This window comes from Providencia stuartii (assembly GCF_029277985.1).
In the GTDB taxonomy this organism is placed as follows: domain Bacteria; phylum Pseudomonadota; class Gammaproteobacteria; order Enterobacterales; family Enterobacteriaceae; genus Providencia; species Providencia zhejiangensis.
The window spans coordinates 2,153,077-2,177,780 of the sequence record NZ_CP119546.1 but is presented as its reverse complement, the minus strand read 5'-3'; the positions used below and the strand labels follow the sequence as shown (position 1 = coordinate 2,177,780).

At 40.0% G+C, this 24,704-nt stretch carries 21 protein-coding genes and 1 tRNA gene; 11 read left to right on the top strand and 11 right to left on the bottom strand.

Translation table 11 applies throughout. The annotated features are described in order from the left end of the window. Positions 1–23 precede the first annotated feature (23 nt). A complete protein-coding gene (locus P2E05_RS09500; RefSeq protein WP_163861536.1) occupies positions 24–668 on the bottom strand; it encodes a YchE family NAAT transporter in 645 nt (214 codons plus the stop codon). Between the two features lie 493 nt (positions 669–1,161). Here P2E05_RS09500 and adhE point away from each other — a divergent pair, with 493 nt between their 5' ends. Continuing rightward, the gene (gene adhE, locus P2E05_RS09495) at positions 1,162–3,819 is read left to right on the top strand and encodes a bifunctional acetaldehyde-CoA/alcohol dehydrogenase (protein WP_154623668.1); all 2,658 of its coding nucleotides are present in this window, start codon (positions 1,162–1,164) and stop codon (positions 3,817–3,819) included. Positions 3,820–3,967: 148 nt separating this feature from the next. On the opposite strand, the gene P2E05_RS09490 is transcribed toward adhE, so the two are convergent. Further along, positions 3,968–4,597 (bottom strand): thymidine kinase, encoded by a 630-nt coding sequence (locus P2E05_RS09490; protein ID WP_154623371.1) that lies wholly within the window; start codon positions 4,595–4,597, stop codon positions 3,968–3,970. A 550-nt stretch (positions 4,598–5,147) separates the two neighbouring features. On the opposite strand from P2E05_RS09490, the gene hns reads away from it, so the two are divergent. Next, entirely contained in the window at positions 5,148–5,558 is a 411-nt protein-coding gene (hns, locus tag P2E05_RS09485; protein WP_163861532.1) for a histone-like nucleoid-structuring protein H-NS, read from the top strand. Between the two features lie 441 nt (positions 5,559–5,999). Here hns and galU read toward each other — a convergent pair whose 3' ends face one another. Together galU and rssB are read right to left on the bottom strand one after the other, a co-directional pair. Continuing rightward, positions 6,000–6,929, bottom strand: coding sequence for a UTP--glucose-1-phosphate uridylyltransferase GalU (gene galU / locus P2E05_RS09480; protein WP_251464099.1), 930 nt, complete (start codon positions 6,927–6,929; stop codon positions 6,000–6,002). A gap of 165 nt (positions 6,930–7,094) precedes the next feature. Further along, on the bottom strand, positions 7,095–8,105 hold the full coding sequence (gene rssB / locus P2E05_RS09475; RefSeq protein WP_154635699.1) for a two-component system response regulator RssB: 1,011 nt from the start codon (positions 8,103–8,105) through the stop codon (positions 7,095–7,097). A 131-nt stretch (positions 8,106–8,236) separates the two neighbouring features. Between rssB and P2E05_RS09470 the strand changes: the two genes are divergently transcribed. The 3 genes from P2E05_RS09470 to P2E05_RS09460 all read left to right on the top strand — a co-directional run bounded on the left by P2E05_RS09470 (position 8,237) and on the right by P2E05_RS09460 (position 9,987). Continuing rightward, entirely contained in the window at positions 8,237–8,716 is a 480-nt protein-coding gene (locus P2E05_RS09470; RefSeq protein ID WP_154623828.1) for a YchJ family protein, read from the top strand. Positions 8,717–8,915: 199 nt separating this feature from the next. Then, a complete protein-coding gene (gene purU, locus P2E05_RS09465; RefSeq protein WP_154623829.1) occupies positions 8,916–9,764 on the top strand; it encodes a formyltetrahydrofolate deformylase in 849 nt (282 codons plus the stop codon). 138 nt (positions 9,765–9,902) lie between these two features. Then, positions 9,903–9,987, top strand: a tRNA-Tyr gene (locus P2E05_RS09460). 1 nt (position 9,988) lies between these two features. On the opposite strand, the gene P2E05_RS21665 is transcribed toward P2E05_RS09460, so the two are convergent. Further along, entirely contained in the window at positions 9,989–10,864 is an 876-nt protein-coding gene (locus P2E05_RS21665; protein WP_154635702.1) for a LysR family transcriptional regulator, read from the bottom strand. A 460-nt stretch (positions 10,865–11,324) separates the two neighbouring features. Here P2E05_RS21665 and xthA point away from each other — a divergent pair, with 460 nt between their 5' ends. Beyond that, entirely contained in the window at positions 11,325–12,140 is an 816-nt protein-coding gene (xthA, locus tag P2E05_RS09450; RefSeq protein WP_163861529.1) for an exodeoxyribonuclease III, read from the top strand. A gap of 80 nt (positions 12,141–12,220) precedes the next feature. On the opposite strand, the gene P2E05_RS09445 is transcribed toward xthA, so the two are convergent. The 3 genes from P2E05_RS09445 to P2E05_RS09435 are packed head-to-tail and all read right to left on the bottom strand — an operon-like array spanning position 12,221 to position 15,763. Beyond that, complete coding sequence (locus tag P2E05_RS09445; RefSeq protein WP_154621942.1) at positions 12,221–14,152, bottom strand: DNA topoisomerase III; 1,932 nt, start codon at positions 14,150–14,152, stop codon at positions 12,221–12,223. A gap of 4 nt (positions 14,153–14,156) precedes the next feature. Beyond that, entirely contained in the window at positions 14,157–15,197 is a 1,041-nt protein-coding gene (selD, locus tag P2E05_RS09440) for a selenide, water dikinase SelD (RefSeq protein ID WP_276123097.1), read from the bottom strand. Between the two features lie 14 nt (positions 15,198–15,211). Beyond that, positions 15,212–15,763, bottom strand: a complete 552-nt coding sequence (locus P2E05_RS09435) for an NAD(P)H nitroreductase (protein ID WP_247047376.1) — start codon at positions 15,761–15,763, stop codon at positions 15,212–15,214. A 324-nt stretch (positions 15,764–16,087) separates the two neighbouring features. Between P2E05_RS09435 and sppA the strand changes: the two genes are divergently transcribed. From sppA to pncA, 3 genes are all read left to right on the top strand, one after another. Continuing rightward, positions 16,088–17,944, top strand: a complete 1,857-nt coding sequence (gene sppA, locus P2E05_RS09430) for a signal peptide peptidase SppA (RefSeq protein ID WP_154621945.1) — start codon at positions 16,088–16,090, stop codon at positions 17,942–17,944. A gap of 195 nt (positions 17,945–18,139) precedes the next feature. Continuing rightward, positions 18,140–19,159 carry an asparaginase gene (ansA, locus tag P2E05_RS09425; RefSeq protein ID WP_154621946.1) on the top strand — a complete coding sequence of 340 codons (1,020 nt, stop codon included), beginning with the start codon at positions 18,140–18,142 and terminating at the stop codon, positions 19,157–19,159. Further along, positions 19,146–19,802 carry a bifunctional nicotinamidase/pyrazinamidase gene (gene pncA, locus P2E05_RS09420; protein WP_154621947.1) on the top strand — a complete coding sequence of 219 codons (657 nt, stop codon included), beginning with the start codon at positions 19,146–19,148 and terminating at the stop codon, positions 19,800–19,802. The genes ansA and pncA overlap by 14 nt, the downstream gene beginning before the upstream one ends. A 708-nt stretch (positions 19,803–20,510) precedes the next feature. Here pncA and P2E05_RS09415 read toward each other — a convergent pair. Together P2E05_RS09415 and msrB are read right to left on the bottom strand one after the other, a co-directional pair. Next, a complete protein-coding gene (locus tag P2E05_RS09415; RefSeq protein WP_163861518.1) occupies positions 20,511–20,813 on the bottom strand; it encodes a YeaC family protein in 303 nt (100 codons plus the stop codon). Between the two features lie 118 nt (positions 20,814–20,931). Continuing rightward, positions 20,932–21,345 carry a peptide-methionine (R)-S-oxide reductase MsrB gene (gene msrB / locus P2E05_RS09410; protein ID WP_154621948.1) on the bottom strand — a complete coding sequence of 138 codons (414 nt, stop codon included), beginning with the start codon at positions 21,343–21,345 and terminating at the stop codon, positions 20,932–20,934. 355 nt (positions 21,346–21,700) lie between these two features. Between msrB and gapA the strand changes: the two genes are divergently transcribed. Both gapA and P2E05_RS09400 read left to right on the top strand, forming a co-directional pair. Continuing rightward, positions 21,701–22,696 (top strand): glyceraldehyde-3-phosphate dehydrogenase, encoded by a 996-nt coding sequence (gene gapA / locus P2E05_RS09405; RefSeq protein ID WP_004920333.1) that lies wholly within the window; start codon positions 21,701–21,703, stop codon positions 22,694–22,696. 171 nt (positions 22,697–22,867) lie between these two features. Continuing rightward, positions 22,868–23,749, top strand: a complete 882-nt coding sequence (locus P2E05_RS09400) for a D-hexose-6-phosphate mutarotase (RefSeq protein ID WP_154621949.1) — start codon at positions 22,868–22,870, stop codon at positions 23,747–23,749. Positions 23,750–23,815: 66 nt separating this feature from the next. On the opposite strand, the gene P2E05_RS09395 is transcribed toward P2E05_RS09400, so the two are convergent. Further along, positions 23,816–24,568 carry a MipA/OmpV family protein gene (locus P2E05_RS09395; protein ID WP_276123096.1) on the bottom strand — a complete coding sequence of 251 codons (753 nt, stop codon included), beginning with the start codon at positions 24,566–24,568 and terminating at the stop codon, positions 23,816–23,818. Between the last annotated feature and the right edge of the window lie 136 nt (positions 24,569–24,704).

The following is a 24,704-nucleotide window of genomic DNA, read 5'->3' as shown; positions in this document are numbered from 1 at the left end:
GTATTAGTCATTTTTGGAGTGGATTAGAGAAGGCCTGGGAATATCGCTTTAACACCTGTGACAATGAACTCAATCCCCAATGACATCAGAAGTAAGCCCATAATACGCGTCACGACGTTGATACCTGTTTGTCCTAAATAACGAACTAATAATGACGCTGAACGAAACAGTAACCAGCAACAAAATGCAAATACAATACTTGTCAGCGCAAGGCCGATAAAATTTTGCCATCCATGCCAGCGAGATGACCAAACGATACAAGAACTAATTGCCCCTGGCCCTGCCATTAAAGGTAACGCAAGAGGAACCACGCCGATACTATCACGGACGGCAGTTTCTGTTTTCTCTTGCTTATTTTGTTTATCTTCACCAATTTTCCCACTGATCATTGACATTGCGATAGTCACTATCAAGATCCCCCCCGCAATACGAAACGAATCAATAGAAATACCAAATAGCTGAAGAATAGAATCGCCAATTAATAAGGACGTACATAAAATGATAGCTACAGAAGTATTCGCGATCGTATTGGTTTTATTACGCCCTGCACTACTTTGATAATTGGTCATGCTAATAAACACAGGTAAGATCCCTACTGGGTTTACTAACGCAAAAAGGCCGATAAAAAATTTTATATAGCCTGATAAATCAAGTAATCCTGCACCCACTCATTAGCACCTTCAAAAAGTCTCGTTTGAGAAAATGATCGATAGATAAAGTTTATCATTAAATTAATGAAATACATTGTGCTAAGTTTTGTTTTAGTTACCACGATTAACCATCGGCTTAATAAGCATACAAAAAGCAGGCTATTTCTCTATTTCACCAGCGTAATAACGATATTTTGGGTTAATTTCCAAAAAAGAAGCGAATTTGGCTAAAATTGCCATGCTGAAAGGTTTCAGTTTTGATTTTTTGTGATTTAGATCACGTTAATAAATATGAATAATGTTAATCTATTCTTAACTGATAGGGAGAGAAAATTTAAGAAAAGTACGCTTTTCATATTGATTTAAAAGCTTTTTAAGCCAATAAGCGGATAAGCAAAGTATGATAATAAATATAAACTATAATTATCTACTCACTTTTGTAACACCGTTGTGTTTCTGGATGCACTGCTCATTGGCTTAAAAAGTTTAACATTTATCAGGAGTAATCTCTATGTCAGTAACTAATGTTACCGAACTCAATGACCTCGTTGCTCGTGTCAAAAAAGCTCAGCGTGAATTCGCTAACTTCTCTCAAGAACAAGTTGACCGTATTTTCCGCGCAGCGGCGCTTGCCGCAGCAGATGCACGAATCCCTCTCGCAAAACTGGCGGTTGAAGAATCAGGCATGGGTATTATTGAAGATAAAGTGATCAAAAATCACTTTGCTTCCGAGTATATATACAATGCCTATAAAGATGAAAAAACCTGTGGCGTGCTTTCAGAAGACCCAACTTTCGGTACCATCACAATTGCAGAACCTATCGGCATTATCTGTGGTATCGTGCCAACCACTAACCCAACATCAACCGCTATTTTTAAGTCGCTGATTAGCTTAAAAACACGAAATGCAATTATTTTTTCACCACACCCAAGAGCAAAAAATGCAACCAATAAAGCGGCTGAAATCGTTCTAAAAGCAGCAATAGCCGCGGGTGCACCAAAAGATATCATCGGTTGGATAGATGCGCCATCTGTTGAATTATCCAATGCACTCATGCATCACGATGACATCAATCTGATTTTAGCAACTGGTGGTCCGGGTATGGTAAAAGCCGCCTATAGTTCCGGTAAACCGGCTATTGGTGTAGGTGCGGGAAATACCCCTGTAGTGATCGATGAAACTGCGGATATCAAACGCGCTGTTGCCTCTATTTTGATGTCAAAAACGTTTGATAATGGCGTGATATGTGCCTCAGAACAATCCGTTGTGGTCGTTGATGAAATCTATAATCAAGTTCGTGAACGCTTTGCTAGCCATGGCGGCTATATTTTGCAAGGCAAAGAACTGAAAGCCGTTCAAGACGTTATTCTTAAAAATGGCAATCTCAACGCCGCCATTGTTGGCCAACCTGCCTACAAAATTGCAGAAATGGCCGGTATCACTGTTCCTGTGACGACAAAAATTCTGATTGGTGAAGTTAAAGTCATTGATGAATCAGAACCATTCGCTCATGAAAAACTTTCCCCACTACTCGCCATGTATCGTGGTAAAAACTTTGAAGATGCCGTAGAAAAAGCAGAGTTACTGGTGGAAATGGGCGGAATTGGTCACACTTCTTGTTTATATACAGATCAAGATAACCAAGCTGAACGCGTTAATTATTTTGGCGTGAAAATGAAAACAGCGCGTATTTTGATTAATACCCCTGCCTCACAAGGTGGTATCGGTGACCTATATAACTTTAAATTAGCGCCTTCTCTCACACTGGGTTGTGGTTCATGGGGAGGTAACTCCATCTCTGAAAACGTTGGACCAAAACACTTAATTAATACTAAGACTGTGGCGAAAAGAGCTGAAAATATGTTATGGCATAAACTTCCTAACTCAATTTATTTCCGTCGCGGTTGTCTTCCTATTGCCCTTGAAGAGATAGCAACGGATGGCGCAAAACGTGCGTTTATCGTGACTGATGGTTATTTATTCAATAATGGCTATGTCGAAGAAGTCATTAATGTCCTTAAACAACATCATATTGAAACTGACGTCTTCTTTGAAGTTGAGGCTGATCCAACCTTAACCGTTGTCCGTAAAGGTGCAGCACAAATGAACGCCTTCAAACCTGATGTCATTATTGCATTAGGTGGTGGCTCACCAATGGATGCCGCCAAAATTATGTGGGTAATGTACGAGCACCCAGAAACCCATTTCGAAGAGTTAGCATTACGCTTTATGGATATCCGTAAACGTATCCATCGCTTCCCCAAAATGGGCGTGAAAGCAAAATTAGTCGCTATTACCACAACGTCTGGTACTGGTTCTGAAGTGACACCATTTGCGGTAGTTACTGATGATAAAACAGGTCAAAAATATCCATTAGCAGACTATGCTCTAACACCTAACATGGCGATTGTTGATGCAAACCTAGTCATGAACATGCCAAAATCGTTGACTGCATTTGGTGGTTTAGATGCTGTGACGCATGCTCTAGAAGCTTATGTTTCTGTTTTAGCGAACGAATACTCAGATGGGCAAGCACTACAAGCGCTGAGTTTATTAAAAGACTATCTGCCCGCTAGCTATCATGAAGGGGCGACTAACCCTGTGGCAAGAGAACGTGTTCATAACGCCGCTACCATTGCAGGTATTGCATTTGCAAACGCCTTCTTAGGGGTATGTCACTCAATGGCCCATAAACTGGGTTCTGAATTCCATATACCGCACGGATTAGCCAATGCACTATTAATTAGTAATGTGATTCGTTACAACGCCAACGATAACCCAACCAAACAAACCGCATTCAGCCAATATGACCGCCCACAAGCACGTCGTCGTTATGCTGAAGTCGCTGACCATTTAGGTCTGACGAAAGCGGGTGATCGTACCGATACGAAGGTTGAGAAGCTATTGGCTTGGCTTGAAGAGATCAAAGCAGATTTAGGCATTCCTAAGTCTATACGTGAAGCTGGCGTTGCTGAGGCAGACTTCTTAGCGCATGTTGATAAGTTGTCTGAGGACGCGTTTGATGACCAATGTACAGGTGCAAACCCACGTTACCCATTAATTTCCGAGTTAAAACAACTGCTACTTGATTCCTATTATGGACGTGAATTTACTGAAGAACCTGTTGTCGCAACCGCGAAAACAGAAAAGAAAAATTCAAAGAAATAATTAAATAATTGCACAATTAATAAAAAGGCACTGATTAAAAACCAGTGCCTTTTTGGGTAATATAATAAGTAATTATTTATTATACACTTTTATCAACTAATAACGCCCTGCCTCTGTTTTATTTCCAGTAACCATCAATTAGTTAGCGTTAATTAAAGTGAATAGCAACCTTAGGAATAACCCCTTGATTCATTAGTTTTGCTTGTTCGATGGCTTCCGTATAGTGCTTACGACACACTGAAATATACTTCTCGTTACCGCCTATATCGACCTGTGCGCCTTCGTAGACGGGAATACCATCATTCCCTATTCTCAACACTTTATTTGCTTTACGACCGCAATAGCACACTGTTTTTAATTCGACTAATTTGTCTGCCCATGCTAATAAATATTGACTACCCGCAAACAATTCTCCTGAAAAATCGGTTCTCAGGCCATAACATAAAACGGGAATATCACAGTTATCGACAATATCGCATAGCTGTTCAACTTGCTGTTTTGTTAAAAATTGACACTCATCAATTAAGACACAATGTACCTTTTTTATCCCATTTTCACTTTTGATGATTTCAGCCATATTCGTTGTAGGCGAAAATAGTAACGCATCCGCAGACAGCCCAATTCGAGAAGAGACTTTACCTTGCGAGAAGCGATTGTCGATTTCAGCGGTGAAAATCAATGTGCGCATTCCTCTTTCATTATAGTTATAAGAAGATTGCAGCAGGGATGTCGATTTTCCCGCATTCATAGCAGAATAGTAAAAATATAGCTGAGCCATCAGCCTAGTTCCTCTAAATTAATAAACGAAATAATCTTACCATAAAACATGTTATTAGATTAACAATCCGCATTTTAAGGGTTTAAAAACAGCACAATACACAAAACTCTATTGGCTTTAATGAATTTAGACTGATACTAAACACCTTTTTTGCTCCTATAACAGGTAAAATAACGAACTATCGTTTGTGCAAAATAGCCTGTTATTTTATCAACCATATAGCTAGCCTGCTGTATCAAAAAAAGAAAATTTACGTTTAGGCTCATTTATTTGAGCTTTTACCACTAATAAAGATGTCACCGTTTACGAGTGAGTACCTCAAATTATAATCCAAAAAAACTTCGGTTAATTGAATCCGTTTTTCATTAGTTTGGATATTGATAATAGCGGTATATATATATCAGTGAAAAGTTAATATTTCTTTTGTAAAAAAATTGCTTTTGGTAAAGATAACTTTTAAACTAATAGTGTAAATTAGCTATTGCAGAAAATAAAATAGCATTCTATTATTAGTGTACACAGGCCAACAATTAAATTTGAGACCAGGAAAATGAGCGAATCTTTAAAAGCATTAAATAACATCCGTACTCTTCGTGCACAAGCAAGAGAAATTGCTTTAGAATCACTGGAAGAAATGCTGGAAAAATTAACCGTCGTTGTTGAAGAACGTCGTGAAGAAGAAAATCAAGCTCGTGCAGAGCTAGAAGAGAAAAGCCGTAAGCTGGAAAGTTTCCGTCAAATGGCAGAGGAACAAGGTATCGATCTAAACGAACTTGTTCAAATTTTAGATACAGGTAAAGGCACTAGCACTCGTGCTAAACGTGCTGCTCGCCCTGCTAAATACAAATATGTTGATGAAAATGGCGAAACTAAAACTTGGACAGGCCAAGGCCGTACGCCAGCTGTTATCAAGATTGCCATTGAAGAACAAGGTAAATCTTTGGACGATTTCTTAATCTAAAATTTTAACCTTATTCAAAAAAACGCCCTAATATAAGGGCGTTTTTTTATCTGATATTTGTTTTTTTTATTATATAAGCCTGTCTATACAAATAGCACCGCCAATATTCCCTGTATTAAATAAAAGCCCCCTAACCCAAACACCGCAACCTGCTATAACCGTCGTTGAACTTTTTATCTCCAAGTTATTTATCATTATGATTTAAATTTTGTCACACCATAAAGTAAAGTTATGTAATTTGCCCTACCCTCAAACGCGTGATTGAATAATCAGATTTAGGGTTATACAAAAAAATGATGTATTTACCCATTCAATATGTAAATTAAATTAAATAATAATTTACATTACACTACCCTTAACTATCGACTGTTCTAAAATCAACAAACAAAAAAAGCCAACCTTCCAGTTAGCTTTTATCAATCATCATAGAGAGAAGCTGCGTTATTTAGAACTGTTCAACTCGTGTGATAAATTTTTAATCCATTGGGAAAAGTCTTTGCCTAAAGTATCATGCTGCAACCCATATTCTACAAAGGCTTTCATATAACCTAGCTTATTACCACAATCATGGCTTTTACCACATAAGTGATATGCTTCAACAGGTTCATTATTTTCCATCATGATGGCAATAGCATCGGTTAATTGAATTTCATCACCAGCTCCAGGTGCTGTTTTCGCCAATGTATCCCAAATTTTTTCGGATAAGACATAACGTCCAACAATAGAAAGGTTTGATGGCGCTTCTTCTTTCTTCGGTTTTTCAACCATACGACTGATTGGTTTACTATCACCAGGAAGTAAAACCGCACCATCACAATCCACGATACCATAATTGGATACTTCATCTTCTGGAACAGGCTCGACTAAAATTTGACTCGCACCTGTTGCTTCAAAATGTTCAAGCATTTCGCTCAAATTAAATTTCGTTAAATCGGTGCTATAGCGGTCTAAAATTACGTCGGGCAAAATAACGGCAAAAGGCTCATCACCCACAAGTGGTTTAGCACACAAAATTGCATGGCCTAATCCCTTAGCGATACCTTGACGCGTTTGCATAATAGTGACATGACTAGGACAAATAGATTGCACCTCATCAAGTAACTGGCGTTTTACACGCGCTTCTAAAATAGCTTCAAGTTCAAAACTCGTATCAAAGTGGTTTTCAATCGAGTTCTTTGATGAGTGAGTGACTAAAACAATTTCATTAATACCTGCTGCGATACACTCATTAACCACATATTGAATGAGTGGCTTATCAACAAGAGGTAACATCTCTTTTGGAATTGCTTTAGTCGCTGGAAGCATACGTGTGCCGAGACCCGCAACAGGAATGACTGCCTTACGTACCTTTCTTTTTGTCATATTCGTCATAACTCCAGAATTCTCCTAAGCACCTTATTCTATAGACTAAATCAACAGTAATAATGTGGTGCGTTTTTAGTGCGAGGCAGTATAACAGGAATAATTTCTGGATAAATAGTACTAATCCCTAATAAGGAATGATATTGCATCTAATGGATTAAATTTAAACAAAACTTAAGCTTCTGGATTAAACATTAATTTAATATTTTGATGATTATTCCAAATTCGACACTGCCAAAATGTTCCTCGAACATCCAAATGATTGGAGGGTTGATGCTTTAAAGTGCCTAGCGGAACACTTCGTGACAAGCTATATTGTGCGTTTTCGGTAGATACTTCAACCTCCAAACCACCACTAGCCAAAATAATTGCTTTATTATATGTATTGAAATACCCCAGCAATATTGGAAATTGCCCGCTAAAACCAGAGTCTTCTAATAAATAATTTATCTGATTAATAATTTTATCAATTTTCGGCAACTTTTTATCAGGAAAACTCACCGCATTTTTTAATAAGTCATTAAATACAACCCGGATCAAAAATGCTGCCATGATACCTTCTCTAGGCGAACGCTCAATATCAATACAGTAAAAACCAATTTGTGTATCTGATATCGGTGCTAAATCCAGTAATAATCCAAATTGGTTAATTGCATTTAATTGACGGTAATTAATTCGATAGCCATTAATAACCTGATTTACTGGTGGTTGCAGTTGCTTTAAGACAGGAATGATATCCTGCTCATCATAATCCATTAATGATGAGATATCTTGAGGATGTAATGTATTTATCAGTTCACTATCATATAGCTCTGGATAAAGATTGGCGTGAATCGTGACTTTCAACTCTTCTAAATTTTTGATTGGCTTTAATAAGGCATCTTTTGCTCCCAACCTCAGCATACGATCCAACTGAGTAAAGTCGGTTGTCGCCGATATCACAATGACAGGTATATGAATATGCTGAGCGACCAGTTCTGACATAAAAGCCTCACCACTCATCACTGGCATATTAAGATCACACAAAATAACATCCGGCCTAATTTTTTCGACCGTGAGTCTTATTAATGCGCTTTGACCATTATCAGCGACGAAAACCTGCATACCTTGTGCTTGTAAGTACCCTTCTAACATTGAGCGAAAAATTTTTTCATCTTCAACGATGAGTATCTTTTTATTTTTCATGTTGAACCTACTTCTGGCTATAATTGGCGATTAACTACCAATACTATTATTCATATGACAAAATCATTGTACTATCACTTTTAAAGTATAGTTATTTTTATTACCTATACTTATTTTTATAGAGTAAAAAGATGGAACAATCCTTAAACCAGTGCTGTTTTTGTGGCAATACCGCACCTTTTGACCAATGTTGCCAACCTTATCTCGAAAATAAAGCGACGCCTGAAACCCCAGAACAACTGATGCGATCCCGCTATAGTGCGTATGTGACACACAATGCGGATTATCTCATCGCAACTTGGCATCCTGATTGTCAGGCTGAACAGTGGCGAGAAGAACTCCAACAAAGTTTCTCACAAACGAAATGGATCTCTCTTCGTGTTATTAGTTCTTCTTATGCTAAAAATAGCGATGAAGGATATGTCGAATTTTCAACTTGCTTTATTGATGAAAAAGCTGATCATAAACAGCTTATTCATGAACGTTCCCGTTTTCTTCGCATAGATAAACGTTGGTATTACATAGATGGTGTGACACCTAAGACGGGTCGAAATGACCTATGCCCATGTGGTTCCGGCAAAAAATTTAAAAAATGCTGTAACAATAATTAGTGGTTATGTTTTACCCATCGTAACGGAAATGCAGAATGTATCGCTTGCTGAATTGTTTGCTTTATCATTCACGCGGCTAACTGGTTCACAGAGAGAGTATTGATCTTTGTGCACCAGAGCGTTATGAGCCTAGTCATAAGTCGCCGCAAAGAAAGAATGATAGCCAATTCGCTTTGTAAGTTAAGGATCAGACACCTCCATGCAACAAAAAAATGTACAAAAAAAAGTCCTTCGCACTATATGTCCTGACGCAAAAGGATTGATCGCTAAAATCACCAATATTTGTTACAAGCACCAACTCAACATAGTCCAAAATAATGAATTTGTTGATCATCGTACTGGTCGGTTCTTTATGAGAACGGAGCTTGAAGGGATTTTTAATGATGAAACCCTTCTCGCTGACCTAGATGATGCATTACCAGTAGGTTCAAAACGTGAATTAAATTCATCGGGTCGTCGTCGCATCGTGATTATGGTTACGAAAGAAGCTCATTGCTTAGGTGACCTATTAATGAAAAGCGCATACGATGGCTTAGACGTTGAAATTGCAGCTGTTATCGGTAATCATGACACACTAAAAAACCTTGTTGAGCAATTTGGTATTCCTTTCCATCATATTAGCCATGAAGGTTTAACCCGAGAGCAGCATGATGAGAAAATGATTGCGCAAATCGACCAATACCAACCTGATTATGTTGTTTTAGCCAAATATATGCGTGTATTGACTCCCGCATTTGTCCAGCACTACCCGAATCAAATCATTAATATTCATCATTCATTTTTACCCGCCTTCATTGGTGCCCGTCCATATCATCAAGCATATGAACGGGGCGTTAAAATCATTGGAGCAACCGCCCACTTTGTTAATGATAATCTTGATGAAGGCCCTATTATCACGCAAAACGTCATTAATGTAGACCATACCTTCACTGCTGACGATATGATGCGAGCGGGTAGAGATGTAGAAAAAAACGTGCTTAGCCATGCATTATATTGGGTATTAGCGCAACGCGTTTTTGTTTACGGAAATAGAACTATTATCTTGTAAGACACTTAGCTGCTGTTTAAATATGCATGCAGAGTAAAAAAACAGCACTTAAACAGCTTTTAAAAATTAATGCTTTACAGGGGCGCGTCATTTGATATGATGCCGCCCGCTGTCAACGAATACAGCAATTCAAAATCTGGTGGGATACCCAAGCGGCCAAAGGGAGCAGACTGTAAATCTGCCGTCACAGACTTCGAAGGTTCGAATCCTTCTCCCACCACCATTCAAGCAACTCCCTGACCTAAATCATCAATAGTATCCATAAAGCGATTTAACACACTCGAATGTGATTTAGACTTATAAATATAGCAACTACACTCATCTATAATGGAATTCAAGGGAATATATTGCAGTAAGTTGTCCGCGATTTCATGCTCAGGATAACAATCAATAATAGCAATAAAATCACCCACTTGTAGAAAACTTTGACAACTACTGATGTTATCCATTTGCCGAACACTTGCTTTGTTACCCTCAAGCTCCACCTTTTCGAGTAATTCCCCCATTAAATTACTCTTATAGAATGCAGGGTCACATAACCAAGTGCAATTTTTTAATAGTGCCATAATATTATGTTGATGCTTTTGATATAGCTCACTTCGACAAAAAATTCCTAATGATGCATTTTCTATTTTTCGTTGTAAGGAAAAACGCTCACTCACGACTGGCTGTGAACTTAAAATTAGTGTATTTCCATCATAATCGACTATTTCATCAACCTCCTCATAATTAAATCTTAATATATTAATTTGGACATTATTTTTATTAGCGGCTTGATAAAGATTAATAAGAAAGTTTTCTTTCCCCCAGTCATAATAAATATTTGCTTCATTGACAATATAGCCCGTGAAATGTTTTTTAGTTATTTCTTTCTCCTGCAAGTAAAGATCGCGCAAGTCATTATATAATTCTTGTCCATCTTTAGTTAAAGTCATACCAAATTTTTCTCTCTTAAATAACCGCTTACCCAAGCTGGTTTCGAAATCTTTAATCGACTTGGCGATAGGTGGCGTCGTTCGGTTCATCACTCTAGCAGCCTTACTTAATGAGCCATTTTCAACAACTGCCATAAATGCCTCTAATTTTCTTGAAAAGAACATATCTATGACCCCATTCTGTTTATTAAACATGCAGAATCCAACATTATTAATCATTAAAAACAATATGTTGAATAGCCCATCACTTGACATTTCAGATGAAAACTTTAATTTAACTTTTCATTGAATGAGTAACAATATTTCATAAAAGTATTTTTATATTTTCCAACAATGCAAAGCAATATATTATACTGTTTCATTTCATTATTTTTTATGGCTCGACTATTAAATCACATTAAATATAAATCACCAATTGGAAATCAATGAACATATTTTTCATTAATTGTACAATTAATAATGTTACTTAAAATTTGGAATGTAATGTTATTATTATAATTAAGGTAAAAAATATTTATTCCCCATAATTAAAGTCCTGTTTAAATAGTTCTTTAATAGTTACAGTTAACTCCGCATCTGATAGAATCCCCCTGTACAGACAATATCTAACAGGTGATAAAAGACCATGAAATTTATCTCGTTCAACATAAATGGCCTCCGTGCTCGCCCACATCAATTGGCGGCTATTATTGATAAGCATCAGCCTGAAGTGATCGGGCTACAGGAAACCAAAGTTCATGATGACATGTTTCCTTATGATGAGGTCAGCAAGCTAGGCTATCATGTATTTTATCACGGCCAAAAAGCCCACTATGGCGTAGCGCTATTGACCAAAAGTGAACCTGTCGCTGTGCGTAAAGGGTTCCCTACTGACGACGACGATGCACAACGCAGAATTATTATGGCGGATATTGAGACCAATAATGGTCTGCTAACTGTCGTGAATGGTTACTTTCCCCAGGGTGAAAGTCGCGACCATCCAACAAAATTTCCTGCCAAAGAAAAATTCTATCAGGACTTACAAGACTATATTACATCAACTCAGACACCTGAGTCACAACTGTTAATCATGGGTGATATGAATATTAGCCCAACCGATCTCGATATTGGTATCGGTGACGCAAACCGTAAGCGTTGGTTAAAAACAGGGAAATGTTCTTTCTTACCAGAAGAGCGGGAATGGATGGAAAGATTACTCAATTGGGGCTTAGTCGATACCTATCGTGCCATGCACCCTGAAACCAATGATTGTTATTCATGGTTTGACTACCGTTCAAAAGGATTTGATGATAATCGAGGATTACGTATAGACCTACTATTAGCCTCAACGGCTCTTTCTCGCCGCTGTTTAGCGACAGGGATTGATTATGAAATCAGAGGAATGGAAAAACCATCAGATCACGCCCCCGTTTGGGCTGAATTCGATTTAACGAAAGACTAACCTTTCCCCATTCAATAAGGGAGTGGCTCTCATTCCCTTATTGATCATGATAAAAACAAGAATGATTTTTGGATTGTTAACTACTCTTGTACACTCTTTTTCATTTTTTTAGCCGATTTAGTGGCTTTTTTAGTGCCTTTGGCATGTGTTACCGGTGGTAATTCACGAAACGCACGTAAATTAGTCAACTGGCGAGCCTGAGAGATCAGCTGTGTCAAGGTGGCGCTTAACGGATTCATAAAATCATCATATCGCGTTTGCTTTTCACTGATTTGCGTCAAAATAGATTCCCAATGTGCGGTCATATCCGGTAATGTCGCCATATCAGGCAATACATGAATGAGCGCTCGGCCTGCGGGGGTGGAGTGAATATAACGACCTTTTTTAAATAGGAACTGACGTTTAAATAATAAATCAATGATCCCTGCACGTGTCGCTTCAGTGCCTAACCCATCCGTTTCGCGCAATACTTTTTTTAAGGCTTTATCTTGAACAAAGCGCGCTATCCCAGTCATTGCTGATAATAAAGTTGCATCAGTAAAAGGTCTTGGTGGCTGAGTTTGCTTTTCAACAACCTCTCCTTTTTCACACAATAACTCATCCCCTTTAGCCACAACAGGTAATGGACTACCATCATTTTCAGAGTCTCGCTCTTTATTCCCAAGAACCACTCGCCAACCTGCTTCCGCTAAAAAACGTGCCTTAGCAATAAATTTACCCTTTTCAATATCAAGCTCAATGGTACATTTTCGATAAACGGCATCTGACATAAATTGAATGATATATTGACGCGCCACTAACTGATAAATATTAGCTTCATTTTCAGTTAATTTAACCGCCGTTGCTTTAGCTGTCGGAATAATCGCATGATGAGCATCAACTTTTTTGTCATCCCAACAACGATTTTTTTTATCCAGTTCAGGCAGTTCGAACTGGGTTAATTCTGGTTGATGAACTGAAATCGCATTCAATACCGAATGACGTCCAGCAAAGTGCTCATCAGGCAGATAACGGCTATCTGAACGTGGATAAGTGATGAGTTTGTGGGTTTCATACAGACGTTGGCAAATGTCCAACACCTCTTGTGCGCTTAATCCAAATTTTTTAGCCGCTTCAATCTGTAATGCAGATAGTGAAAAAGGTAACGGAGCCGTTTCAGATTCACGCTTGTCTTGATATTGGGTGACAAAAGCCGGTTTTCCGGTAATTCGCGAGACAACATGTTCAGCGAGAGGACGATGAAATAGACGCCCTTCCTCATCCTGATAATCAATACAAGATTCACTTGGTTGCCAAATGGCCACAAAACGTTCATCTTGAGGCGTCACTATATGCGCTTTGACCTCAAAATAATCTTTCGGTACAAAATTTTCGATGTCTTCATCACGACGAACAACCAGACCTAGTACTGGTGTTTGCACTCTTCCCACCGACAACACACCTTGATAACCGCCTCGTTGCCCCAACAACGTGTACGCTCGAGTCATGTTAATTCCATACAACCAATCTGCTCGTGCCCGTGCTAGTGCGGAAACACATAATGGAATAAATTCGCGATTTTCTCGTAGCCGGTCGATGGCTCTTTCTACTGCTTGTGGGTTAAGGTCATTAATCAAACAACGTTTGACTTGCTTCCTTTTATCGGCCGGAAGTTTTAAGAAATCTAAAACTTCATCCACCAACAATTGCCCTTCTCTATCAGGGTCTCCTGCATGCACGACCTCAGTCGCTTGTTTGAGCAAAGTATCAATTGTCTTTAATTGTTTGGTTACTGCGGAACGCGGTTTGAGTTGCCATTTTTCAGGAATGATCGGCAAGTCTTGCAAATTCCAGCGTGCATATCGAGGTTCATACGCGTCGGGTTCTGCTTGTTCCAATAGATGCCCGATACACCACGTGACTATTTGATCATTACCACACTGGATAAAACCATCACCTCGTTTGTGAGGCTTAGGAAGTACATCCGCAATTGCCCGCGCAAGGCTAGGCTTTTCCGCAATAAACAAACGCATTAAGTTAATCTTTCACTTCAATTAAAGGAACATTTTCCCGCTGGGGTAATAATTTACCGATAGACTGTAACAAAACACCTTGCTGCTGTGCAATGTCTTTAATTTTAGCGACCTCAGAAGGCTCTACGGCGATGAGTAATCCACCAGATGTTTGCGGATCACAGAGTAACTTGCGCTGAGCTTCCGTCATTGGCCCAATGAGATGCCCATAACTGTCAAAGTTCCGTTGGGTTCCACCGGGAACACAACCCACATCGATATATTGCTCAACATTCGCCAATTTGGGTACTTGGCTAAAGTAAATTTCTGCACGGACTTTCGAACCTTCGCAAATTTCACTCAAATGACCAAGTAGGCCGAATCCCGTCACATCGGTCATGGCCGTCACACCCGTTAATGGCGCAATAATTGCCCCTAACTTATTTATCTGACACATAGTTTCAGTGGCTAAGTTTTGGTGCTCTGACGCCAATACCCCTTTTTTCTCTGCGGTCGTTAACACACCGATACCTAACGGTTTAGTCAGGAAGAGTTCACACCCTGCGGTAGCCGCACTATTTTTCTTCACATATTCCGTATTCACTACGCCAGTCACTGCAAGACCAAAAATAGGTTCAGGTGCATCAATCGAATGCCCACCAGCAAGAGAGATCCCCGCCTCAGCACACGCTGCTCGCCCCCCCTCGATGACTTCTTTTGCCACTTCCGGGGGTAATTTTGCGATTGGCCACCCTAAAATCGCAATCGCCATGATGGGTTTGCCTCCCATGGCAAAAATATCACTAATTGCATTCGTGGCGGCTATCCGACCGAACTCAAAAGGTGAATCGACAATCGGCATAAAAAAATCAGTCGTACTGATAATACCGATGCCATTACCTAAGTCATACACCGCCGCATCATCTTTCGTTTCATTACCGACTAATAAATTAGGGTCGTGAAATTTAGCTTGTTCGGTATGAAGAATTTGCTCCAATATTTTTGGGGCGATTTTACAACCACAGCCTGCGCCATGGCTGTACTGAGTTAATCTGATTTTTTCCACTGAACTTGGCCTTATCAAAAGTGAGAAATAAAATCTTGCATATCAGGAAATTGAACTTTTGCAGGTGCCTTCAGCTCAGGTGTGCCTAAATATAAGAAACCAACAATATGGTCATTCGGCGTGCAACCTAAACCTTCACGAACAATAGCATCTTCCGTCCAAGATCCTGAACGCCAGATCCCTCCAAAACCTTGTGCTACTGCGGCCATTTGCATGGCTTGTACAGTACACCCTGCGGCGACAATTTGTTCCCATTCAGGCACTTTAGGGTGCTTTTGTGTCTTCGCAATAACGGTAATAATCAATGGCGCTCTAAAGGGAGCATTACGCGCTTTTTCTTCAACTTCTGCGCCTAAATTGCCTTCTTTTGCCGCTTTTTCCAGTAATTGACTAAAACGATTTAACCCTTCACCTTGCATAACAACAAAGTGCCAAGGACGTAAAGCACCATGATCCGGCGCTCGCATGCCTGCGGCCAAAATATTTTGTAACTCATCACCTTGTGGTGCTGGCGTTGTTAGCCGTGAAGCTGAACGGCGGTTCAATAAAAGGGTTAAAGCATCCATATTCATCTCCGATTCAGAGTAAACTGATATAATAGTCATTCAAACAAGCAATCATAATCATGCTATTTAATGATTAAATAACCGATTTAAGGTTATTCTACTGTGTCTACAAAGCTTTTTGGCAGTCTTATTCGCTTGAGAGAGACTACAGTATTATATTGATTAATAAATTGAATTATATCATTTGTGTGTGTTGAAAAATATAATCACGATATTGTACAACGCGCTAGAAAACATTGTTATGAATAAAAATATCATTCATTAGCAGACAACTGTTTTTATTTCATTAAGATAACAAGTGCAAATTCGTGTGTCGGAGAAATTATGCGTCAAATATGGGAAATCATCGCCACTGTATTTAAGTTTAGTTGGCGAATACTAAATTTTATTCGAGAGCTGGTTTTCAATACCATTTTTCTTGTATTGTGTTTTTTAGTCATTGGTTCGATAGCGCTATATCAATCCGATTCTAAACCTGACCAAAACTATTTTGGTGCACTGTATGTTGATTTACAGGGCGTAGTTGTTGATCAAGTCTCAACACCTGACCCTTTTGGTCGTATGAGCCGTGAACTCTTGGGGACTCCCAATAGCCGAATGCAAGAAAACTCGCTATTTGATATTGTCGATACGATCCGCAGTGCCGCCACCGATGACCGTATTACCGGTATGGTACTCCGCTTAGACAATCTTGTTGGAGCCGACCAACCTTCGCTCAATTTTATTGGTAAAGCCATTACCGAGTTTAAAGACTCTGGTAAACCTATTTATGCAGTTGGTGATAGCTTTAGTCAATCTCAATATTACTTAGCCAGTTATGCTGACCACATTTTCCTTGCACCACAAGGAATGGTCGGCATTCAAGGTTTTTCAACCAATACCCTTTATTACAAATCACTGTTAGAAAAGCTCAAAGTCAGTAGCCATATTTTCCGTGTAGGGACGTATAAATCGGCAGTTGAGCCGCTAATGCGTGACAATATGTCACCAGAAGCTCGTGAATCGACTAAGCAGTGGTTAGATGCCTTATGGGGTAACTATCTAGAGACTTTGGCTAAAAACCGTAAAACCACAGCGGAAGGAATTTTTCCAGGTACAGAGGCATTACTCAATAAATTACGTGCTTCTGACGGTGATAACGCGAAATATGCCCTAAACCAAAAACTTGTCGACAAAATCTATACGCGTGAACAAGCTGAAAATGTGCTCAAGAAGCAATTTGGTTGGAATGACCAAGAGAAACATTTTAATTACGTGAGTATCTATGATTATTCAGCAAAAATCACCAGTATCGGCGCTGAAATGCCCGGCAATATTGCGGTGATCGTTGTACAAGGTGCGATCATGGATGGCCCCCAAGCGCCGGGTATTGCCAGTGGAGACCTGATCAGTTCGCAAATTAGAGAAGCTCGCTTAGATAACAACATCAAAGCAATCATCTTACGTGTTAATAGCCCCGGTGGTAGTGTCACAGCCTCTGATCTGATTCGTAATGAATTAGCCTCTGCGCGAGCAGCAGGTAAGCCAGTTATCGTCTCTATGGGCGGTATGGCGGCATCAGGTGGCTATTGGGTCTCAACACCAGCTGACTATATTATTTCTAGCCCAAATACGATAACAGGTTCTATCGGCATCTTTGGTGTGATCAATACATTTGAAAATACACTAGATTCTGTCGGAGTCTATACGGATGGCGTATCAACAACCCCACTGGCTGATATTTCTGCCACTAAAGGCATAAGCCCTGAATTTGCTGATATGATGCAGATTACCATCGAAAATGGTTACAAAACCTTTATTGGTTTAGTGGCGAAAGCACGCCATAAAACACCGGAAGAGATCGACAAAATTGCACAAGGTCGCGTCTGGATCGGCAGTGATGCGAAAAAACTTGGTCTAGTCGACCAATTAGGTGATTTCGATGATGCCGTCACCAAAGCCGCTGAATTAGCCAAGCTTGATTCTGTACAATTGGACTGGATGCAACCTGAGTTGTCATTTATGGATCAGTTAATTCTCGAACTGAGCAACAGCGCACAAGCGATAGTACCCGATGTGTTACAGGTATTCTTACCTCCCGCCGTCGCCACTGATATTCGCCAGCAAGCCCAATTTTTCTTAAAAATGAACGATCCTCAAAATCGTTATGCCTTTTGCCTAAATTGCGCGGATATTCATTAATCTCCCCGATCCCCTTTAGAATATCTAAAGGGGATTAATTGATTTATCTTGTCATTCTCCCTAGCAAAAGCCATTTAAGCAGTAGATAACTGCAATTAAATGCGTCAGAATTATCTCGCTTCCAAATAGAGCCAATGGTAACAAGCACTTTTTATCTTGTTAGGCAATGTGTTCAGAAATAAATTAGGTAATTAAATGCAGAAGAAATCGATTTATGTTGTGTATACCGGTGGAACCATTGGTATGCGCCACTCTCCCCAAGGTTATATTCCTATTTCAGGCCATCTTCAGGCCCAGCTAGCTAAAATGCCAGAGTTTCATCGTCCTGAAATGCCAGAGTTTACAATCAGAGAACATCAACCTTTAATCGACTCTTCTGATATCACACCTGAGGATTGGCAAAATATCGCCGATGATATCAGCGAAAATTATGACAATTATGATGGGTTTGTCATCCTTCATGGCACAGATACCATGGCTTATACCGCTTCTGCGCTATCCTTTATGTTAGAGAACTTACGCAAGCCCGTTATTGTGACAGGGTCACAGATACCCTTGGAGGCATTGCGTTCTGATGGCCAAACTAACCTACTGAATGCATTGTATCTTGCCGCTAATTATCCCATTAATGAAGTTGGATTGTTCTTTAACAACAAGCTGTATCGGGGCAATCGTACTGTCAAATCTCATGCGGATGGCTTCGATGCATTTACCTCTCCTAACTGTCCTCCTTTGATGGAGGCGGGTATTCATATTCGCACATTCAACACATGTCCAGCTCCCATCGGTATAGGTCCGTTGATTACCCATAGGATAACCCCTCAACCTATTGGCGTTGTCATGATCTATCCAGGGTTATCGATTGAAATTGTACGTAATATTCTCCAGCAACCCGTGAAAGCACTCATTCTGCGTTCTTATGGTATTGGTAATGCTCCCCAGCAACCTGAATTACTGAAAATCCTCCATGATGCAACAAATCGCGGCATTATCGTGGTAAATCTGACGCAATGTATTTCTGGTCGCGTCAATATGGAGGGGTATGCAACAGGCCACGCTCTTGCCGAAGCTGGGGTGATTAGTGGATTTGATATGACATTTGAGGCCGCTTTAAGTAAATTACATTACTTACTCAGTCAAGAATATACACCGGCACATGTTCGGGAATTAATGCAAAATAATCTTAGAGGTGAACTCAGCTATGCCGATGAATAATCCCCATGAGGATTTAATTAAATCCGCTTTACTCTTAGTTGATCTACAAAATGATTTCTGCACTGGCGGCGCACTTGCTGTCGCAGACAGTGAAATAGTGATAGAGACAGCGAATAGAGCCATAGAACTATGCCAACAACAAAATATTCCGATTATCGCTAGCCAAGACTGGCACCCTGCCAACCATCTGAGTTTTGCCGTTAATTCAGGAACCCGTGAGGGGGATATTGGCACTCTCAATGGCATTCCTCAAGTCTGGTGGCCAGTGCATTGTGTGCAAGGTGAAACGGGCGCTGACTTTCATCCAAAGCTCAATCGAGAGGCTATCTGTGAAGTCTTCACTAAGGGGGAAAATCCTCAAGTAGATAGCTACAGTGCTTTTTTCGACAATGATCGGATTAGCCAAACACGCTTGCATGCATGGCTACAAGAACAGCAAATTACGCAATTATTTATTATGGGTATTGCCACCGATTATTGCGTCAAATTTACCGTACTGGATGCACTCAAACTAGGCTATAACGTCGATGTGCTGATTGATGGTTGCCGTGGTGTAAACTTATCAGCCATGGACAGTGAGCTTGCCTTAGCTGAAATGTCGCAAAAAGGGGCGACTTTACTGACAACCGACTCCTTGCAATAGACATAAAAATACCCGCTGGATCCGATGATACAGTGGGTAAAACATCCCGCTATCATTTCAGATTAACTGCATCCTCTTTTGATCACTAAAGCTATCATGTTGCGAGCCCACTTTGCCCTTGCTGTGACACACTTAAGTTTGCTCACCGTCTGTTTAAACCGCTGCGTTCTTGTTGCTTTAATGGTTGAAACTTAACGAGCAGTTTTAGTCAATATAGTAACCTTCCGTTCTGTTACTGGAACAATAGCTACGGAACGCGAATATGAGTTGCTATGGCTCCCACCAGCTCCTCCTTACCTGTGACTCATCACTATCAAGGCTTGCCGATACGCTCATGAGAATCATTATTTGCCATAAATTATCTTTATTTATTAAGCAAAATTATAGGCGTGTTTATCGAAACAGTGCTTTGATGCTTTTTATGGCACCCCCAATAAATAACCTTAATTATCAATGACTATCATCAATTTAAATAAACAGTGAACAAATTAATTAAAGCCGACTTTGAGGCCGTAAAAATCTTTCTCATGCCAGACTTTATGTTTGAAAAATCGTCGGAAGAAATTATTTGAAAGAAAAGAGTAAATGAGAAGACAATTTCATAATGTGTCTCTTAACCTTTTGTATTAGCGGAGAAGACCGTTTTAGCAATAGCGTATTATCGATATGACTTGCCTCTTATTGAGATAAAGAGGCAAGCAGATGAAACTAGTCTTTGTTTTGTGGTTTCAATGTCGCCAGCATCTCGCCTTGAAACATTGATTTGAGCTCCTGCTTACTTTTCATGGTAATTTGCCCATCCGTACCAATCGTCATATGTTCAGGGTCATGATTGTGACGCGATTGCCATAACATCACCATTTGTAAGCTATGTTCTTTTTGTTCTGCGGTTAAAGCGACACCATCAGGCCATTTTCCTAATTCAACAGCGGTCACTAAACGCTGATAAATCTCAGGGGTCATCACTGATAACAGTTGCTCTAATTGTTCTGGCTCTAACTCTATACTCACTTCACGACTCCTTCAAAAAGACTCAGCAAATCATCTATCGGTATTTCATGACCTATTTCAATTTAGCTGAATCGATAATGCTTTATTTTGTTTTTTAGCTTCAGCTTGCTTCAGCACCCTATCCACGAGTCTTTTCGCCGGTTTGCTCATCGATAAAGCTTAATGATGCTGAATTAATGCAGTAACGCTGCCCAGTAGGTTGCGGTCCATCAGGAAAGACATGTCCTAAGTGAGCATCACAGTTTTGGCAGCGAACTTCGATTCGATGCATGCCATGAGAGAAATCTTCGATGTATTTAATCGCATCTTCATTCACTGGCTGATAAAAACTCGGCCATCCACATCCGGCATCAAATTTGGTCTCTGATAGAAAAAGTGGTGTACCACAACACAGACATTCATACACCCCATCTTTACGATTATGCAATAAAACCCCAGTAAAAGGACGCTCTGTTCCTGCTTGTTGAGTCACATATTGCTGAATATCATTTAGCTCCGAAATATCAATCGGTTGCTTACTTTTATCTGTCATATCAAACCCAAATATTGAAATCACTTAGTGGTATTAAGCTAATAATACCCCCATTTGACGCAACAAAAAATTAACAACAAGTTTTATAAAGATATTCTAAACTAATTAACACGCTGCTTTGTGTTTTGATTTGTGACGGGTTTCACATATATCACTGATAGCAGGTTTCATTATCCCGCACAATCCCGATAATACGTGCGGATGTATTTGCCTCTAAAGTGGCTGACAAGTAAGCAATTAGTGCGAGTAGTTTTGATTTTTTTCAATAATTGACACGATTCCGCTTGACGGCTGGCAAGGTTTTGGTAACTTTAACTACAACTTAATTCACGAATAAATAGCTGGTGGAAATACTATGACTATCAAAGTAGGTATTAATGGTTTTGGTCGTATTGGCCGTATCGTTTTCCGTGCTGCACAAGAGCGTTCTGATATCGAAATCGTTGCTATCAACGACCTGCTCGATGCAGACTATATGGCTTACATGCTGAAATATGACTCTACTCACGGTCGTTTCAACGGTACTGTTGAAGTTAAAGATGGTCACCTAGTTGTAAATGGCAAAAAAATTCGCGTTACCGCAGAGAAAGATCCTGCAAACCTGAAGTGGAACGAAGTCGGTGTTGACGTCGTTGCTGAAGCAACGGGTATCTTCTTAACAGATGAAACCGCACGTAAACACATCCAAGCAGGCGCGAAAAAAGTTGTTCTGACAGGTCCTTCAAAAGACGACACGCCAATGTTTGTTATGGGTGTTAACCATAAGAGCTATGCAGGTCAAGAAATCGTTTCTAACGCTTCTTGTACAACTAACTGCTTGGCCCCTCTGGCTAAAGTTATCAACGACAAATTCGGTATCATCGAAGGTCTGATGACAACTGTTCACGCAACTACAGCAACGCAAAAAACTGTTGATGGCCCTTCTCACAAAGACTGGCGTGGTGGTCGTGGTGCTTCTCAAAACATCATCCCATCTTCAACAGGTGCAGCTAAAGCAGTAGGTAAAGTTATTCCTGAACTGAATGGCAAGCTGACGGGTATGTCTTTCCGTGTTCCGACACCTAACGTTTCCGTTGTTGACTTAACTGTTCGTATGGAAAAACCAGCGACTTACGCTCAAATCTGTGATGCTATCAAAGAAGCTGCTGCGGGCGAGCTGAAAGGCGTTCTGGGTTATACTGAAGATGATGTTGTATCAACAGATTTCAACGGCGAAAAACTGACTTCAGTATTCGATGCTAAAGCAGGTATCGCACTGAATGATAACTTTGTAAAACTGGTTTCTTGGTATGACAACGAAACTGGCTATTCAAACAAAGTTCTTGACCTGATTGCTCATATTTCTAAATAAGAGTCATTCATGTTTTAAGGTTAATTTGAGCCGCCTTTTGGCGGCTCTTTTGTTTTATTTACCGCCAATTTTGTCGGGAGTCCCCCACTTACGTCTCAGGGAGAATGACGGTTTTCCTGAGTTCTGCTAACCTATTTGTATTCACTGTTCCATATATACAGGCAAATAATTATGCATGATACACTCTTTGCTTTACCCGTTATTAAGCAACTTTCAGCCTACATTAGCCAACGTCAGTTGGGTGAACTGCCCTTAATTATTATTTCTCACCCTAAAGTACGTGGTGCTGTTAGCATTCAAGGTGCTCAACTAATTGATTGGCAACCTCATGGTCAAAAACCGTGTATCTGGCTCAGCAGTGAAAGTGCATTCAAAGCAGGCACCGCTATTCGCGGTGGTATTCCTATTTGTTGGCCTTGGTTTGGTCCTGCTGGCAGCCCTAGCCATGGTTTTGCACGGATTTTACCGTGGCAGTTTACTGCACATAATGAACACGAAGATGGTGTGATCCTCACCTTTACCCTCACCGATAACGACTATACCCGTAAACTCTGGCCACATGAGTTTACCCTCATATTACGTATGAAACTCGGTGAAACCTGTGAATTAGAGTTAGAAAGCTATGGTGATTTTGACACTACGGCCGCCATGCACACTTACCTCAACGTTGGTGATATCCATAAAACGACGGTCTATGGCCTAGGTGGCCATTATTTTGATAAGGTGAGTGACCGTGAAGTCTATGCAGATAAACCCCTAAAAATAACCGCTCATACTGACAGAATTTATTCTGAGCCAGAAGAGTATAGCTTGGTCAGAGATGATTGCTGGTCACGCACTATTGAAATCCATCATTATCATAATTCTGATGTCGTGTGCTGGAATCCATGGGCTGAATTATCATGCAGCATGCAAGATATGCCAAATAATGGTTATAAACAGATGGTCTGTGTCGAAACAGCACGCATTAATCAGCCAATGAAAAGCGAAAGTCAGCACCCTGCTCGCCTTTCCTTAGTGATGATGACACGAGACAATAAACCGCAAGAGTAATACATAAAATAAAGCCCCAAAAGCATATCGCACGTCTGGGGCTTTTTAGGCATTTCTATTCAGCCGTTAGAATGTGTAGGTCACACCACTCCAAACAATTGCAGAAACAGATTTGTTAACCACTGGGCTATCTTTAACCTCATTTGGTAAACGGTCAACACGCCCCATGGCGAATGCACTCCAGTTTTCAGTAAATTTATAGTTACCTGATAGCTCAACATATGGCGTCCAGCTATCACCTGGGCGGTAACGAGCTAAACCACTATTTTGTGACTCTTTTGAGGAGATCCCATATTCATAGCGGTTTTGGTTTTTGCTATCCCATTTGATACCAACACCTGGCACCAAAGACCATTTATCGCCATGGAAACCATACAGATAAGCAACTTCCGCACGTAAACCATTACTGATGCCTAACATATCCCCTGAAGCGATGGTTCTGATCGTTCCCCAATCCGCTCTGTGCTTGTAGGTCAGACCGCCCATGACCGTGTCTCTGCGACGATCCAGTTCACGCATATCGCGATCATCATTGTCTTTTGGTTTAAAAAATTGTGGATAGTAATAAGCGTCAAGGGATAACTGGTCAACTTGATCATTCCACAAATAGTAACCTACCGCTAAGGTATGAAAGTAAAAATTTTCCCCTTCATAATTAACAATGGGAACTGGTGTAACATAATCTTTTGTTTTTATGCCTTTATACGGTGTTGATTGTGCTAAAACCGAACCACCTACAGACCAAGTGCCTGCTACCGCAGCGGAAGATAAGAAACCTAGTGCAACAGCAAGTGATGTTAATTTAATTGTTTTAGACATATAAAACCTGAAATATTAGATAATTGAACAATAGTGTGCATCATACCTTGATGCACACCTTAGCCAAAATGCTAGTAGAGATGATCACATTTTTAGCTAAATTTATAGCTATGTCTAATAATAGTTTATGCAATTA

Bases quoted from the DNA above. Each gene is read 5' to 3' on its own strand.
- ansA (WP_154621946.1), top strand. From the start codon at position 18,140: ATGCAGAAGAAATCGATTTATGTTGTGTATACCGGTGGAACCATTGGT.
- P2E05_RS09445 (WP_154621942.1), bottom strand. From the start codon at position 14,152: ATGCGTTTGTTTATTGCGGAAAAGCCTAGCCTTGCGCGGGCAATTGCG.
- purU (WP_154623829.1), top strand. From the start codon at position 8,916: ATGCAACAAAAAAATGTACAAAAAAAAGTCCTTCGCACTATATGTCCT.
- P2E05_RS09435 (WP_247047376.1), bottom strand. From the start codon at position 15,763: ATGGATGCTTTAACCCTTTTATTGAACCGCCGTTCAGCTTCACGGCTA.
- P2E05_RS09490 (WP_154623371.1), bottom strand. From the start codon at position 4,597: ATGGCTCAGCTATATTTTTACTATTCTGCTATGAATGCGGGAAAATCG.
- pncA (WP_154621947.1), top strand. From the start codon at position 19,146: ATGCCGATGAATAATCCCCATGAGGATTTAATTAAATCCGCTTTACTC.
- xthA (WP_163861529.1), top strand. From the start codon at position 11,325: ATGAAATTTATCTCGTTCAACATAAATGGCCTCCGTGCTCGCCCACAT.
- gapA (WP_004920333.1), top strand. From the start codon at position 21,701: ATGACTATCAAAGTAGGTATTAATGGTTTTGGTCGTATTGGCCGTATC.
- adhE (WP_154623668.1), top strand. From the start codon at position 1,162: ATGTCAGTAACTAATGTTACCGAACTCAATGACCTCGTTGCTCGTGTC.
- galU (WP_251464099.1), bottom strand. From the start codon at position 6,929: ATGACGAATATGACAAAAAGAAAGGTACGTAAGGCAGTCATTCCTGTT.
- P2E05_RS09400 (WP_154621949.1), top strand. From the start codon at position 22,868: ATGCATGATACACTCTTTGCTTTACCCGTTATTAAGCAACTTTCAGCC.
- hns (WP_163861532.1), top strand. From the start codon at position 5,148: ATGAGCGAATCTTTAAAAGCATTAAATAACATCCGTACTCTTCGTGCA.
- sppA (WP_154621945.1), top strand. From the start codon at position 16,088: ATGCGTCAAATATGGGAAATCATCGCCACTGTATTTAAGTTTAGTTGG.
- P2E05_RS09470 (WP_154623828.1), top strand. From the start codon at position 8,237: ATGGAACAATCCTTAAACCAGTGCTGTTTTTGTGGCAATACCGCACCT.
- msrB (WP_154621948.1), bottom strand. From the start codon at position 21,345: ATGACAGATAAAAGTAAGCAACCGATTGATATTTCGGAGCTAAATGAT.
- P2E05_RS21665 (WP_154635702.1), bottom strand. From the start codon at position 10,864: ATGTTCTTTTCAAGAAAATTAGAGGCATTTATGGCAGTTGTTGAAAAT.
- P2E05_RS09395 (WP_276123096.1), bottom strand. From the start codon at position 24,568: ATGTCTAAAACAATTAAATTAACATCACTTGCTGTTGCACTAGGTTTC.
- rssB (WP_154635699.1), bottom strand. From the start codon at position 8,105: ATGAAAAATAAAAAGATACTCATCGTTGAAGATGAAAAAATTTTTCGC.